Raw genomic sequence first — 13231 nt, 5'->3', positions numbered from 1 at the left:
GGCCCCGCGCACTTCCCCGGCAGATGCCTGATGCGGGAGCACTGATCTGCATCTCCCTAGGGACATCACCAGAGAGGGCCACATTTCCCTAGGGAAATACGATGGTGGGGCCATTTCCCTAGGGAAATGCGGACGAAGGGAGCGAAGGGGGTCAGCCGGCGGGAGCCGCGGCCGGCCCCTCCGCGAAGGTCTCCCGGGGCCCTCCCCCCGGGCCGACGAGCACCGGCAGGTTGTCGATGAGGCGGGTCGTGCCGACCCGCGCCGCGACGGCGAGCAGCGCCTCGCCCTTGTACCACTCGGGGACGTCCTCGAGGGTGGTCGGGTGGACGAGCACGAGGTAGTCGACGAGGGCGAGCGGCTCCTCGATGAGCACCTCGCGGGCGGCCCGCCGGATGGCGGAGGGCCCCTCGACGGCGCGGTCGGCCCCGGCACGCAGCGCGCGGGAGAGCGCGAGCGCCGTCTCACGGTCGCTCGGGGAGAGATAGGTGTTGCGGCTGCTCATCGCCAGGCCGTCCTCCTCGCGGACCGTCGGCACGGCGACGACGCTGCCGGGGAAGTCGATGTCCCGGACCATGCGCTTGATGAGCAGCAGCTGCTGGGCGTCCTTCTGCCCGTAGTAGAAGAGGTCGCCGCGGGTGAGGTGCATGAGCTTGGCGACGACGGTGAGCATCCCGTCGAAGTGCCCCGGCCGGGACTGGCCCTCGAGGACGTCGCCGAGCGGGCCGGCGGAGATGCGCACGCCGGGGTCGCCGTCGGGGTAGATGACGTCGGGGGTGGGCGCGAAGACGAGGTCGACGCCTTCCCGGGTGCAGATCTCCAGGTCGGAGTCGAAGGTGCGCGGGTACCGCGAGAGGTCCTCCTTGGGCCCGAACTGCAGCGGGTTGAGGAAGATCGTCACGATGACGTGGCGGGCCCGCTCGCGGGCGGTGCGGATGAGGCGGGCGTGCCCCTCGTGGAGGGCACCCATGGTCATGACGACGGCGACGTCACCCTCGGTGAGGGCGGCGCGGGCCGGGCCGAGCTCGTCGCGGGTGCGGGCGACGACGGGGGCGGTGGTCATCGGGTCTCCTCGTCGAGGGTGGTCAGGATCCTGGCGGCGGCGTCCTCACGGAGTCGCCCGCTGCGCTGCGCGCGAAGGGCGGTGGCCCGGGACTGCGCCCGGTAGGCAGTGGCGACGTCCTCGGGCAGGGCGGCCAGCTCCGCGAGGTGCGCGGCCACGGTACCGGCATCGCCGCGGGCGACCGGTCCGGTGAGGGCGGCGTCGCCCGATGACAGTGCGTTGTCGAGGCTGGCCTGCAGGAGCGGCCGCAGCACGCGGTCGGCGGGGTCGATGCCGGCCGACCGCAGGACCTCGAGGGCCTGGGCGACGAGCGTGACCATGTGGTTGCTGCCGTGGGCGAGCGCGGCGTGGTAGCGGCCCCGGGCCGCCTCGGGGACCCACACCGGCTCCCCGCCCATCTCCACGACGAGCGCCTCGGCGACCGGCCGCAGCTCCTCCGGCGTCGTGATGCCGAAGCAGCATTCGCTGAGGCGCGCGAGGTCGAGGCTGGTCCCGGTGAAGGTCATCGCGGGGTGGATCGCCATCGGCAGCAGCCGGTCCTGCACGCCGGCGAAGGGGGCCAGACCGTGCCGGCCGGAGGTGTGCGCCACGAGCTGCCCGGGTCGCCAGGCGCCCGTGGCGTCGAGCCCAGCGACGAGGTCGGCGAGCGCGTCGTCGGGGACGGCGAGCAGCACGAGCTGGGCGGCGGCCACGACCTCGGGCACGGGCAGCACCGGGACCCCGGGCAGCAGGACCTCGGCCCGCTCGCGCGAGTCGTCGGAGACGGCGGAGACGGCGACGACCTGGTGGCCGGCGTCGCGCAGCGCGGCACCGAGCACGGCACCGACCCGGCCGGCGCCGACGACCCCGACGCTCAGGGTGGGTCGGCCGGGCCTCGGGGGCGGGGAGTCGTTCACCGGACCGACGCTACCCGCGCGGCCCCTCCCCTTCGCATCTCCCTAGGGAAATCCCCACCCAGACCGTCATCTCCCTAGGGAAATGCGCACGTCGGCTGACATCTGCCACGGGGTGTGCGCGCCTGGGGAGGGCGGGTGCCTAGGGTCGTGCGGGTGGAGCGGACGTGGGAGCAGGCCTGGGCGACGGCACTGTACGGCGACGGGGGCTTCTACCGGCGGCCCGAGGGGCCGGCCGGGCATTTCGCGACGTCGGCCCAGGGGGGCACGGCCGGTGTCCTCGCGGCCGCCCTCCTCGAGCTGGCGCGAAGGGAGCACCTCACGACCTTCGTCGACGTCGCCTGCGGTCGCGGCGAGCTGCTGGCGGCCATGGCGGAGGTGGCGGTCCCCTCCCTCCGTCTCGTCGGGGTCGACGTCATCGACCGGCCTGCGGGCCTGCCGGAGCGCGTCGAGTGGGTCCGCTCCCCCGGCGGCCGAGACCTGCCCGACCTCGGGCGGCTCGACGAGGCGCTCGTGCTCGCCCACGAGTGGCTCGACGTCGTCCCGTGCCCCGTCGCTGAGGCCGACGACGACGGCGTGCTGCGCGAGGTGCTCGTCGCCCCCGACGGCGCGGAGCATTTCGGCGACCCCCTCGGCGGCCCCGACCTGGCGTGGACGCAGCAGTGGTGGCCGGGGCCGCACTCCCCCGGCGACCGGGTCGAGGTCGGCCGCGCCCGCGACGAGGCCTTCGCCGGTCTCGTCGACCGCGTGGGCTCGGGGCTCGTCGTCGCCGTCGACTACGCGCACACCCGCGACGACCGCCCCGTGGCCGGGACGCTCGTCGGCTTCGCACACGGGTCACTCACCGCCCCCGTACCCGACGGGTCCTGCGACCTCACCGCGCACGTCGCCGTCGACTCGCTGGGCGCCGACCGACTGCTCGCCCAGCGCGAGGCGCTGCGCGGACTGGGTGTCGACGGCGCCCGCCCGTCGCTGGACCTCGCCCGCACGGACCCGGCGGGCTACCTGACCGCTCTGGGCGCCGCCTCGCAGGCGGCGGCCCTGACCTCAGGAGGGCCGGGTGGATTCGTCTGGGCCCTGCGCCGGGTCGCGCCCCGTGCCGGCTGACCCCGGGGTGTCCTGCTCGTCCTCGGGCGCAAGCGCCTCGACGAGGCTCGAGGCGATGAGCGGCTGCCCGTCGGCGGAGGGGTGCAGCCCGTCGATGTAGTAGCGCGAGCCCGGCCGTGCCGCCGGCAGCACGGCGGAGAGGTCGATGAAGCTCACGCCCTCGTGGTCGGTGCGGGCCGCCATCTGCCGCAGGTACCCCGACCAGTCCGGCCCGTCGGTGCCCGGCGTGAACCAGCCGACGAGCAGGATCGGCCCCTCGTAGCCGAGCGAGCGCGCCTGCCGCACGAGCGTGTCGAGGCTGCGCCCGAAGTCCGCGGGCCGCACCCCCGCCCGGCGGTCGTTGAAGCCGAGCGGCACGAGGACCAGGTCGGGGTCGAGGGACAGCGAGTCCTTGAGATAGGTCGGCGTCTGGGCGATCGTCTGCGCCGACACGCCTGAGCGGGAGGCGTCGAGCACGTGCACGCAGCGGCTCCGGTCCCCGCGGAAGGGGGTGAGGTCGGTGACCGTCGCGAAGTGCGAGCTCGTCGCCGGCTGGGGGTTGCTCACGGTCACCCGGTGGGAGCCCGGCCCCAGGTCGCCCGACGACCACACCTTGCGCTCCGCACTCGGGTCGGCGTCGGTGGGCACGGAGATGCCGTCGGCCGGCACCTGCCCGTCGATCTCGACGCGCAGCGGTCCACCGGCGAAGCGGGTGCGGTAGCCGATGTCGACGGAGCGGGCGTCCACGAGCCAGGTGACGCTCGCGCCCGGGCGCAGGGTGAGCCCCCGGCCCCCGGGCCCGAGGGTCGGCGCGGGGTCCGCCCGCCCGCCCACGCGAGGGTGCGGCAGGCTCTGGGCCCGGTAGTCGGCGGGCACGAGCGAGGTCGTGCCGTGCCAGCCACCGGGGGTCGTCGGGCAACCGGGGGCGCCGGCTCGCTGGCGCAGGCCGGCCTGGAGCCGGTCGACCCAGCGGCGCTCGAGGTGGTTGCTCAGGCCGTACCCCTCGCTCACCGAGTCGCCGAGGACGACGACATTGGCGGCCTCGACATCGGAGGTGCTCACGGCATCGAGCCACGGGTCGAGGACGGCCGTGCGCTCCCAGGTGGCGCCGCCCGTCGGCTCCGGGGCCTCCTCGGTGTCGGTGCAGCCGGCGAGCAGGGCGAGCCCGAGCGCGAGGGCGCTCAGCCCCGCACCCGCCCGTCGTCCCCTGGGTCGCACCCGACCATCGTGCCAAAGGCTCACGGGCCCACCGCCTGGCGCATACTGGCGGGCATGACGAGCGCACCGGGCCCCGCCGGTACCCGAACCCTTGACGTCGGGGTGGGCGATGGTTCGCTCGCGAGCGCCGACATGGTGCTCAACATCGGCCCGCAGCACCCAGCCACCCACGGCGTCCTGCGACTGCGGGTGGCTCTCGACGGCGAGCGGATCGTCTCCGCGGACCCGGTCGTCGGCTACATGCACCGCGGCGCGGAGAAGCTCTTCGAGGTCCGTGACTACCGCCAGATCACCGTGCTGGCCAACCGGCACGACTGGCTGTCGGCCTTCGGCAACGAGCTCGGGGTCGTCCTCGGGGTCGAGGCGATGCTCGGCATGGAGGTCCCTGAGCGGGCGACGTGGGCGCGCACCCTGCTCGCGGAGCTCAACCGGGTGCTCAACCACCTGATGTTCCTCGGCTCCTACCCGCTCGAGCTCGGCGCGATGACCCCGATCTTCTACTCCTTCCGCGAGCGGGAGGAGATCCAGGCGGTCATGGAGGAGATCTCCGGCGGCCGGATGCACTTCATGTTCAACCGCGTGGGCGGGCTCAAGGAGGACCTCCCGGCCGGGTGGCTGGACCGGGTGACCGCCGCCGTCGCGGCGGTCCGTGCCCGGATGCCACAGCTCGAGGCGCTGCTCGTGGGCAACGAGATCCTCGAGGCGCGCACCCGTGGCATCGGGGTGCTCTCCCCGTCGCTCGCCGAGGCCTACGGCGTCTCCGGGCCGATCGCCCGCGCCAGCGGCGTCGACCTCGACCTGCGGCGCGACGCGCCCTACCTCGCCTACGGCGAGCTCTTCGCCGCCGACGGCCCCGGCCGGGTCGTGACCCGGACCGCGGGTGACTCGCTCGCCCGCCTCGAGGTGCTGCTCGAGCAGACCCACGTGAGTCTCGACCTCGCCGACGCGTGCGTCGAGCGGATGCGCTCCCTCCCGCCGGGGCCGGTCAACCAGCGACTGCCCAAGGTGCTCAAGGTGCCCGAGGGCGAGCGCTACACCGCGACCGAAAACCCGTTGGGTCTCAACGGCTACCACCTCGTTTCACGGGGCGACAAGACGCCGTGGCGGCTCAAGCTGCGGTCGGCCTCTTTCAACAACGTGCAGGTGCTGAGCGAGCTGCTCCCCGGCGCTCTCGTCGCCGACATGGTGTCGGTGCTCGGCTCGATGTTCTTCGTCGTCGGCGACGTCGACAAGTGAGGCGAAGGGGGCCGGCCGCGCCCCCCCTCGTGCCGGCCACCGCAGGTGACCAGCTGGTAATAAAAGGCTGGGAAATGGTTGTGAGCCTTCTCAGCGAACGGTATGTTGGCTCGCGGAAGGCGTCCTCAACGTGGTGGCGCGACCAGAGATCCAAGGGGAGAATTTCATGGCCAAGCGCCTCAAGACCCGCCTGTCCGCGGGTGCCGCAGTCGTCACCGGGCTGAGCGCCTTCGGGGTGGGCCTCATGGCGACGCCAGCCCAGGCGGACACCGTGACGCTCAACTACACCTGCTCCTTCGACGTGCTCAACGTCGGCGTGACCTACGACGCGGCCCCCGTGTCCGTCGACCTGACCGTCGACGCGCCCACCTCCGTCGAGGTCGGCGAGGAGATCGACTCCGCCGTGACCGCCGACGTGACGATTCAGAACGAGCAGCGCGACGCCCTCTACGGCCTGCTCGGTGTGCGTGCGGTCGACGGACCCGACGCCGCCACTGCCGCTGCCGAGGACGGCGGGCTCAACACCAAGAATGCCCGCAACCAGGCGGACTTCACCCTGACCAACGGCACCGAGTCGGCCGACGGCATCATGCCGCTCGAGGTCCCGGTGACCGCCGTGCCCGAGTCCGGTGACCTGACCGTCTCCGCGACCGGCGCCGTCGAGCCCGTCAAGGCGGAGGTCCCCGGCACCTACACGATCGAGGCCGGCGACTTCCAGGCCTACATCCGCGGCTACTCCAACGCGGACGGCACCGGCTACAAGACCAACATCACGATGGACTGCACCAACGTCTCCGAGTCGTCGACGGTCGCGACCGTCGAGGTCACCGAGGCCAGCGGCGAGCCGAGCGAGACGCCCGACCCGAGCGAGACGCCCGACCCGAGCGAGACGCCCGACCCGAGCGAGACGCCCGACCCGTCTGACACGACCACGACCACTCCGGCCGAGCCCAACGACTGGTTCACCGAGCCGGGCAGCCTGCCGATCACCGAGGACGGCAAGCACTTCACCGTCGAGGGCACCGCCACCCAGGCGGGCACCGTCAACGTCGTCCTGCTCGACAAGGACAAGCAGGTCCTGCGCACCGAGGCCTGGGAGGTCTCGGAGGGCTCCAACAGCAAGGACTTCGCCTTCGCCGACGGCACCAACTACGTGCGTCTCGTCTCCGAGGACTGCGTCGACGCGGACGGCAACGACGGCTCGGTCGCCGGCGGTTGCAACGTCGAGTACGTCGCCCCGTGGGTCAACCCCGACGACGCCGGCTCCGGTGATGACGACGACAACGGCAGCTCGGACGACGACGGTGCCGGTTCGGGTGACGACGACGGCGCCGCCCCCGAGACGCCCGGTGTCGTCCAGACCGACGGCTTCACGCGCGTCGAGCAGCCGGCCGACGACAACACCGCCGCTCTCCTGCTCGGCGGGACCCTCCTCGCCGGTGTCGGTGCCGCGTCGGTCGTCATCGTCCGTCGCCGCCAGAGCGCCCAGCACTGAGGCAGCACCACTGACCACTGTCAGTGGCTGACGTCCACGGGCCGTCGGATCGGGGTCTTCCCCGAGCCGGCGGCCCGTGGCACGTGCCGGGGGGGAACTTCGCCGACTCCCCGGTCGTTCGCACCCGTGAGCACCCCCGTGACGCCAGGAGGAGACCTGTGACCCCACCGACGCGCCGTCAGCGCTGGCGGGACCGCACGCAGTACCGACGCACCACCGCGCTCCTCGCGGTCGCGGTCGCCGTCCTGCTCGGCGGCGGTGTCGCGGCTGGCACCTGGTGGGGCCAGCACGACGACGAGGCGGTCTCCCCCGGCACCTACGTGCCGCCGAGCCAGATCACGTCGACCACCCCTTCGTCGTCGTCCACCACGACGACAAAAAAGCCGAAGAAGACCTCGACGAGCTCGAGCACGACGGCCGCGACGCGCAGCGACGCGACCCACACCCCCGCCCCCAAGCAGGCGCCGGCGGGCACCCCCACCCGGGTCCAGGTGACCTCCGGGGGCCGCGAGCTCGTCGACGCCTCGCTCGGGGCGACGAAGCTCGACGCGCAGAAGGTCCTGGCGCCGCCCTACGGCACGGCCGGCTGGTACGCCGAGCCGGGCTGGCCGAAGCCGGGCAACAAGGGCGCGAGCATCCTCGTCGGCCACATCAACCACCAGGGCAACCCCGACGTCTTCTGGAACCTGCCGAGCGTCAAGCTGGGCGACATCGTCACGGTGACCTACGGGTCGGGGCGCCAGGTGAAGTTCAAGATCACCCGCTCCGAGGCGGCCCCCAAGACGGGTGTCCCCAAGGACGACACGATCTGGGACTGGGACAACCCCGAGCCGGTCCTGCGCCTCATCACCTGCGACCCCGACACCCCGCTGAGCGGCGGCCACTACGAGGGCAACTGGGTCGTCTGGGCCGACGAGATGGTCAGCTGAGGCTCGACCGCTCCTCGTCGTCGTCATCGTCGTCGACTCGGCACCATGCCTGGACGACGAGCCCGGCCACCGTCAGCAGCACCGCACCGACGGCCGCCACCGCCCATCGGAGCGCCATGCCTCCTCGACCGGCGTACCCGGCGTCGGGCGCGAGGGCGAGCGCCTGGCCGAGGTAGAGCCCGGCGATGATCGCTCCGGTCACGGCGCTCGCCTGCGCGAGCCCGAGGATGCGGGCGGCCACGAGCGGCTCGACGTGGGTGCGCCCGCGGCGCATCCGCCACATCCGGGAGCCGGTGACGAGGACGATGCCGCCCATGGCGAGCAGCAGCAGCCCGGTGAGCCAGCCGACGCGCAGCGGCGCGTGCCCACCGGCAAGCCACCAGTGACCGGCGGACCAGCTGAGGGCTCCGCTCGCGACGAGCACGACCGAGACGGTCGCGACGCCCAGGCCCCGCTGGAGCATCAGAGGTCCTCGATGTCGCTCGTGTCCAGCCCCGCGAGCAGCTCGGCCACCGCGACGGGTCGCCCGTCGACCCGCAGCACCGCGTCGGGGTCGACCCGCGACCAGGGCTGCAGGACGAAGCCGCGCTCGTGCGCCCTCGGGTGCGGCAGTGTGAGCGCCGCGTCCTCGCTCGTCACGTCGCTGCCGGTGGCAGGCTCGCCGTACTGGACGAGGTCGAGGTCGAGCGAGCGCGCCCCCCAGCGCACCTCGCGCACCCGCCCGTGGCGTGCCTCGACGGCGTGCAGTCGCGCGAGCAGCTCCTCGGGCGTGAGCGAGGTCGTCGCGACGGCGACCGTGTTGACGTAGCGGGGCTGGTCGGGCCCGCCGACCGGGTCGGTGCCGACGAAGGGAGCCCGCCGCACGTCGTGCAGGGCGTCGCCGAGGTCGTCGAGCGCGGTCTGCAGCGTCCGCGGGGCGTCGCCGAGGTTGGCGCCGAGCGCGATGACGACGGGCACCTCACGTCGTCGGGTGATCGTGACGGCGACGTCGCCGAAGGGCACGCCGACGGGGGCGGAGGGCTTGTGGACCGTCACCTCGACGGCATGCACCCCCGGGCGCTCGAGCGCGTCACCGGCGATCTGCTCGGCGAGGGCCTCGATGAGATCGAGCGAGGGCCCTTCGATGCGCCGGACGACCTCGGCGCCGACCTCGGCGTAGTTGACGGTCGCCGTGAGGTCGTCGCTCGTGCCCGCGGGCCGCAGGTCGAGGTGGAGCACGACGTCGACGACGAAGTCCTGCCCGTCTCGCTTCTCGTCCGCGAGGACACCGTGGTACCCGCGCGCGCGCACCCCGAGGAGGCTGATCCGGTCGCTCACGGCAGCTCGCCCCAACCGCTCTCCCCGGTCCCTGAGGAGCCCCGACCACTCTCCCCGGTCCCTGAGGAGCCCCGACCGCTCTCCCCGGTCCCTGAGGAGCCCCGACCGCTCTCCCCGGTCCCTGAGGAGGTCGCGAAGCGACCGTCTCGAAGGGAACCGACCTCCCCGAGTGCCGTCGTCACGTCGATGGCGTCGACGGTGGCGGTCACGTCGTGCACCCGCACGCACCAGACACCGGCCCTGGCCGCGCGGGCGCTCGTCACGGCGGTGGCCACGGCGCGGCCGTCGAGGGGCCGCTCGTGGCCCTCCTCGCGACCGACGGAGCCGAGGAAGCCCTTGCGGGAGGTCCCGAGGAGCACGGGGTGGCCGAGGTCGACGACCTGCTCGAGCCCGGCGAGCAGGCGCCAGTTGTGCTCCGCGGTCTTGGCGAAGCCGATGCCGGGGTCGAGCACGAGCTGCTCGGGGGTGGCCCCGACGGCGCACAGCGCCTCGACCCGGGCCGTCAGCTCGGTGCACACCTCGGCGACGACGTCGGCGTAGTGGGCCCGCGACTGCATGTCGTGGGCGTGGCCGCGCCAGTGCATGACGACGAAGGGAGCCCCGCTCGCCGCGACGAGGTGCGGCATCTGCGGGTCGGCCAAGCCCCCGCTCACGTCGTTGATGATCGCGGCCCCGGCCTCGAGGGAGGCCGCGGCGACGCTCGCCCGCATGGTGTCGACGGAGACGGCGATGCCCTCGGCGGACAGCGCGCGCACGACGGGCACGACTCGGCGCAGCTCCTCGTCCTCGCTGGGGCGCTCGGCGCCGGGGCGGGTGGACTCTCCCCCGACGTCGACGACGCTCGCTCCGGCGGCGACGAGGGACCGGCCGTGGGCGATCGCGGCGTCGGTCTCGATCCACCGCCCGCCGTCGCTGAAGGAGTCAGGCGTGACGTTGACGATGCCCATGACGACCGGACCGGGCCGGTCGTGCTCCGCCGCGATCCGGGTCAGGACCGGGTGGGTCACCGAGCGGCTCCGGTGAGCAGGGCCATCGCCTCGGCGCGCGTCGTCGAGTCACGCAACTGACCGCGCACGGCGGAGGTGATCGTCGTCGCCCCCGGCTTGCGGACCCCGCGCATCGACATGCACAGGTGCTCGGCCTCGACGACGACGATGACGCCGGCGACGTCGAGGTGCTCGACGAGTGCGTCGGCGATCTCACTGGTCAGCCGCTCCTGGACCTGCGGCCGCTTGGCGAAGATGTCGACGAGCCGGGCGATCTTCGACAGGCCGGTGACCTTGCCGCTCTTGCCCGGGGTGTAGCCGACGTGGGCGACGCCGTGGAAGGGCACGAGGTGGTGCTCGCAGGTCGAGTAGAGCGCGATGTCGCGGACGATGACGAGCTCGTCGTGGTCGATGTCGAAGGTCGTGGCCAGCAGCTCCGCGGGGTCGGCCCGCAGCCCGGCGAAGACCTCGGCGTACGACCGCGCCACGCGGGCCGGGGTCTCGAGGAGACCATCGCGGTCCGGGTCCTCACCGACGGCGAGGAGTATCTCGCGCACGGCCGCCTCGATGCGACCCAGGTCGACGTCAGCCATGGCTCAGGCGTGGCCGGGGCCGTCGCCGTCGACGGCCTCACCCGGCGGGACCTGGCGGATCTCGGTCGTCGGGTGCTCCTCGGGGAGGACAGCACCCTCCTCCGCGGCGCGGTCGATGGCCTGGGTGACCTGCGGGTCGGTCGGGGGCGCGGTCTGCTCGGCGCGCTCCTGCTCGCCCTCGCGGGCTCGCAGGGCGGCCTGCTCGGCGGGGGTGAGCACCGGCGGGATGTCGGAGATCGTGCGGTGCTCGCTGCTCAGCCACGTGGGGCGCTGGGGACGCTTGCGCACGTCGGCGAAGATCTCGGCGAGCTCCTTGGCGTTGAGCGTCTCGTGCTCGAGCAGCTCGAGCACGAGCCGGTCGAGGATGTCGCGGTTGTCGTTGAGCGCGTGCCATGCCTCGTCATGGGCCGCCTCGATGAAACGGCGCACCTCCTCGTCGACCATCGTCGCGACGTTTTCGGAGTAGTCACGCTGGTGGCCCATGTCGCGGCCGAGGAAGACCTCGCCCTGCGACTGGCCGAGCTTGACCGCACCGATGCGCTCGCTCATGCCAAACTCCGTGACCATCTTGCGGGCCATGCCGGTGGCCTTCTCGATGTCGTTGGAGGCGCCGGTCGACGGGTCGTGGAAGATGATCTCCTCCGCGACGCGACCGCCGAGGGCGTAGGCGAGCTGGTCGAGGATCTCGTTGCGCGTCGTCGAGTACTTGTCGTCGACGGGCATGACCATCGTGTAGCCGAGGGCCCGACCGCGCGGCAGGATCGTGATCTTGGTGACCGGGTCGGTGTGGTTCATCGCGGCGGCGACGAGGGCGTGGCCCCCTTCGTGGTACGCGGTGATCTTGCGCTCCTGGGCGCTCATGATCCGGGTGCGCTTCTGCGGGCCGGCGATGACCCGGTCGATCGCCTCGTCGAGGATCGCGTCGTCGATGAACTGCTTGTCGGTGCGCGCCGTGAGCAGCGCGGCCTCGTTGAGGACGTTGGCCAGGTCGGCACCGGTCATGCCGGGGGTGCGGCGGGCGACGGCGAGCAGGTCGACGCCGGGGGCCATCGGCTTGCCGGCGGCGTGCACCTCGAGGATGCGGTGGCGACCGATCATGTCGGGGTTCTCGACGGCGATCTGACGGTCGAAGCGGCCCGGGCGCAGCAGCGCCGGGTCGAGGATGTCGGGGCGGTTGGTCGCCGCGATGAGGATGACATTGGTCTTGACGTCGAAGCCGTCCATCTCGACGAGCAGCTGGTTGAGCGTTTGCTCCCGCTCGTCGTGGCCTCCGCCGAGTCCGGCGCCGCGGTGACGACCCACGGCGTCGATCTCGTCGACGAAGACGATGGCCGGCGAGTTGGTCTTGGCCTGCTCGAAGAGGTCGCGGACCCGGCTGGCGCCGACACCGACGAACATCTCGACGAAGTCGGACCCGGAGATGGAGTAGAAGGGCACGCCCGCCTCGCCAGCGACGGCGCGCGCGAGGAGCGTCTTGCCGGTACCGGGCTGGCCGTAGAGCAGGACGCCCTTGGGGATCTTGGCCCCGACCGCGAGGAACTTGCTCGGGTCGCGGAGGAACTCGACGATCTCGTGGAGCTCCTCGACGGCCTCGTCGGCGCCGGCCACGTCGGCGAAGGTGACCTTGGGGGTGTCCTTCGTCGCGAGCTTGGCCTTGGACTTGCCGAACTGCATGACCTTGGAGCCGCCGCCCTGGGCCTGGCTGAGGATGAACCAGAAGAGACCGACGAGCAGGAGCAGCGGCAGGAGGGAGAAGAGCAGGCTCGACCAGACGCTCGGCTCCTCGACGGTGTCGTTCTGGACCCCCTCGACGTTGGCCTCGACGACCTTGAGCATGTCGTCGGCGCGGGCGTCGATGAACTCGGTCTCGACCTTGTCGGCGTCCTTGACCGAGTCACCGTCGGAGTAGGTCTGCCCGTCCTTGAGGTCGAGCTGCAGCAGGTTGTCGGTGGTGAAGTGCGCGTCCTTCACCTTGCCGTCCGTCACGAGCTTTTCGGCAGCGGAGGTGTCCACCCGCGCGTACTCGCTGTTGCCGCGCGTCATGAACATCAGGACGAAGACGGCGATGAGCAGCAGTGCCCAGAAGGCAGGGGCACGGAAGATCTTCTTGGCGTTCATACGGGTACGGGGACTTCCCGGACTTCCTGACTCGACGACGTGGCGGCCACCGGCTGTGCCGGGACATCAGGACGAAACTACCTGACCCCCGCTCACCAGCGGCTAACAGGCCAACGAGCACCTGCGCCCCGGTGTTCCCGTGGCCAGCTCCGTGGTCGACACAAGCAGCACCCGGCGCTGGGGATGAAGCCCCGCTCGTCGGCCTGCTCCTCACGCGGTCCTGAGGCGGGGCTTCATCCTTGATTCGCGCCGCGCACTCCTTGCGTCTCCCCCTCGCTCCCTGAGGAACGAGCGCCCCAC

General features: G+C 72.5%; 12 protein-coding genes. 4 read left to right on the top strand and 8 right to left on the bottom strand.

Going from position 1 to position 13231, the window contains the following annotated elements; all coding sequences use genetic code 11:
- Positions 1 to 151: 151 nt before the first annotated feature.
- On the bottom strand, positions 152 to 1060 hold the full coding sequence (panC, locus tag AB4Y78_RS12785; RefSeq protein ID WP_441737188.1) for a pantoate--beta-alanine ligase: 909 nt from the start codon (positions 1058 to 1060) through the stop codon (positions 152 to 154).
- On the bottom strand, positions 1057 to 1956 hold the full coding sequence (locus AB4Y78_RS12780) for a Rossmann-like and DUF2520 domain-containing protein (protein ID WP_441715340.1): 900 nt from the start codon (positions 1954 to 1956) through the stop codon (positions 1057 to 1059). The genes panC and AB4Y78_RS12780 overlap by 4 nt, the downstream gene beginning before the upstream one ends.
- Before the next feature lie 153 nt (positions 1957 to 2109).
- Between AB4Y78_RS12780 and AB4Y78_RS12775 the strand changes: the two genes are divergently transcribed.
- Positions 2110 to 3060: an SAM-dependent methyltransferase gene (locus AB4Y78_RS12775; protein WP_441715338.1), complete on the top strand. Its 951-nt coding sequence runs from the start codon at positions 2110 to 2112 to the stop codon at positions 3058 to 3060.
- Here AB4Y78_RS12775 and AB4Y78_RS12770 read toward each other — a convergent pair.
- On the bottom strand, positions 3001 to 4257 hold the full coding sequence (locus AB4Y78_RS12770; protein ID WP_441715336.1) for a GDSL-type esterase/lipase family protein: 1257 nt from the start codon (positions 4255 to 4257) through the stop codon (positions 3001 to 3003). The two genes, AB4Y78_RS12775 and AB4Y78_RS12770, sit on opposite strands and share 60 nt — an antisense overlap.
- 54 nt (positions 4258 to 4311) lie before the next feature.
- Here AB4Y78_RS12770 and AB4Y78_RS12765 point away from each other — a divergent pair, with 54 nt between their 5' ends.
- The 3 genes from AB4Y78_RS12765 (at position 4312) to AB4Y78_RS12755 (ending at position 7917) form a co-directional block, all read left to right on the top strand.
- Positions 4312 to 5493 carry an NADH-quinone oxidoreductase subunit D gene (locus AB4Y78_RS12765; RefSeq protein ID WP_441715334.1) on the top strand — a complete coding sequence of 394 codons (1182 nt, stop codon included), beginning with the start codon at positions 4312 to 4314 and terminating at the stop codon, positions 5491 to 5493.
- A gap of 166 nt (positions 5494 to 5659) precedes the next feature.
- The gene (locus AB4Y78_RS12760; RefSeq protein WP_306513026.1) at positions 5660 to 6988 is read left to right on the top strand and encodes a DUF6801 domain-containing protein; all 1329 of its coding nucleotides are present in this window, start codon (positions 5660 to 5662) and stop codon (positions 6986 to 6988) included.
- 158 nt (positions 6989 to 7146) lie between these two features.
- Positions 7147 to 7917 (top strand): class F sortase, encoded by a 771-nt coding sequence (locus AB4Y78_RS12755; protein ID WP_259912178.1) that lies wholly within the window; start codon positions 7147 to 7149, stop codon positions 7915 to 7917.
- Here the strand turns inward: AB4Y78_RS12755 and AB4Y78_RS12750 are convergent.
- The 5 genes from AB4Y78_RS12750 to ftsH are packed head-to-tail and all read right to left on the bottom strand — an operon-like array spanning position 7910 to position 12931.
- Entirely contained in the window at positions 7910 to 8380 is a 471-nt protein-coding gene (locus AB4Y78_RS12750) for a DUF3180 domain-containing protein (RefSeq protein WP_040880863.1), read from the bottom strand. The two genes, AB4Y78_RS12755 and AB4Y78_RS12750, sit on opposite strands and share 8 nt — an antisense overlap.
- Entirely contained in the window at positions 8380 to 9234 is an 855-nt protein-coding gene (gene folK / locus AB4Y78_RS12745; RefSeq protein WP_259921503.1) for a 2-amino-4-hydroxy-6-hydroxymethyldihydropteridine diphosphokinase, read from the bottom strand. The genes AB4Y78_RS12750 and folK overlap by 1 nt, the downstream gene beginning before the upstream one ends.
- On the bottom strand, positions 9231 to 10181 hold the full coding sequence (gene folP / locus AB4Y78_RS12740) for a dihydropteroate synthase (protein ID WP_441715350.1): 951 nt from the start codon (positions 10179 to 10181) through the stop codon (positions 9231 to 9233). The genes folK and folP overlap by 4 nt, the downstream gene beginning before the upstream one ends.
- 56 nt (positions 10182 to 10237) lie before the next feature.
- Positions 10238 to 10813, bottom strand: coding sequence for a GTP cyclohydrolase I FolE (gene folE / locus AB4Y78_RS12735; protein ID WP_387356343.1), 576 nt, complete (start codon positions 10811 to 10813; stop codon positions 10238 to 10240).
- Between the two features lie 3 nt (positions 10814 to 10816).
- Positions 10817 to 12931, bottom strand: coding sequence for an ATP-dependent zinc metalloprotease FtsH (gene ftsH / locus AB4Y78_RS12730; protein WP_282070941.1), 2115 nt, complete (start codon positions 12929 to 12931; stop codon positions 10817 to 10819).
- Positions 12932 to 13231: the final 300 nt, after the last annotated feature.

Source organism: Janibacter sp. RAF52, assembly GCF_052114035.1.
Classification (GTDB): Bacteria; Actinomycetota; Actinomycetes; order Actinomycetales; family Dermatophilaceae; genus Janibacter; species Janibacter hoylei.
The sequence above is the reverse complement of the archived record's forward strand: the minus strand, read 5'-3'. Positions and strand labels throughout refer to the sequence as shown.

What these genes read in the sequence shown, in the direction of transcription:
- ftsH (WP_282070941.1), bottom strand. Translation starts at nt 12,931, where the DNA reads ATGAACGCCAAGAAGATCTTCCGTGCCCCTGCCTTCTGGGCACTGCTG.
- folP (WP_441715350.1), bottom strand. Translation starts at nt 10,181, where the DNA reads ATGGGCATCGTCAACGTCACGCCTGACTCCTTCAGCGACGGCGGGCGG.
- panC (WP_441737188.1), bottom strand. Translation starts at nt 1,060, where the DNA reads ATGACCACCGCCCCCGTCGTCGCCCGCACCCGCGACGAGCTCGGCCCG.
- AB4Y78_RS12750 (WP_040880863.1), bottom strand. Translation starts at nt 8,380, where the DNA reads ATGCTCCAGCGGGGCCTGGGCGTCGCGACCGTCTCGGTCGTGCTCGTC.
- AB4Y78_RS12760 (WP_306513026.1), top strand. Translation starts at nt 5,660, where the DNA reads ATGGCCAAGCGCCTCAAGACCCGCCTGTCCGCGGGTGCCGCAGTCGTC.
- AB4Y78_RS12765 (WP_441715334.1), top strand. Translation starts at nt 4,312, where the DNA reads ATGACGAGCGCACCGGGCCCCGCCGGTACCCGAACCCTTGACGTCGGG.
- folE (WP_387356343.1), bottom strand. Translation starts at nt 10,813, where the DNA reads ATGGCTGACGTCGACCTGGGTCGCATCGAGGCGGCCGTGCGCGAGATA.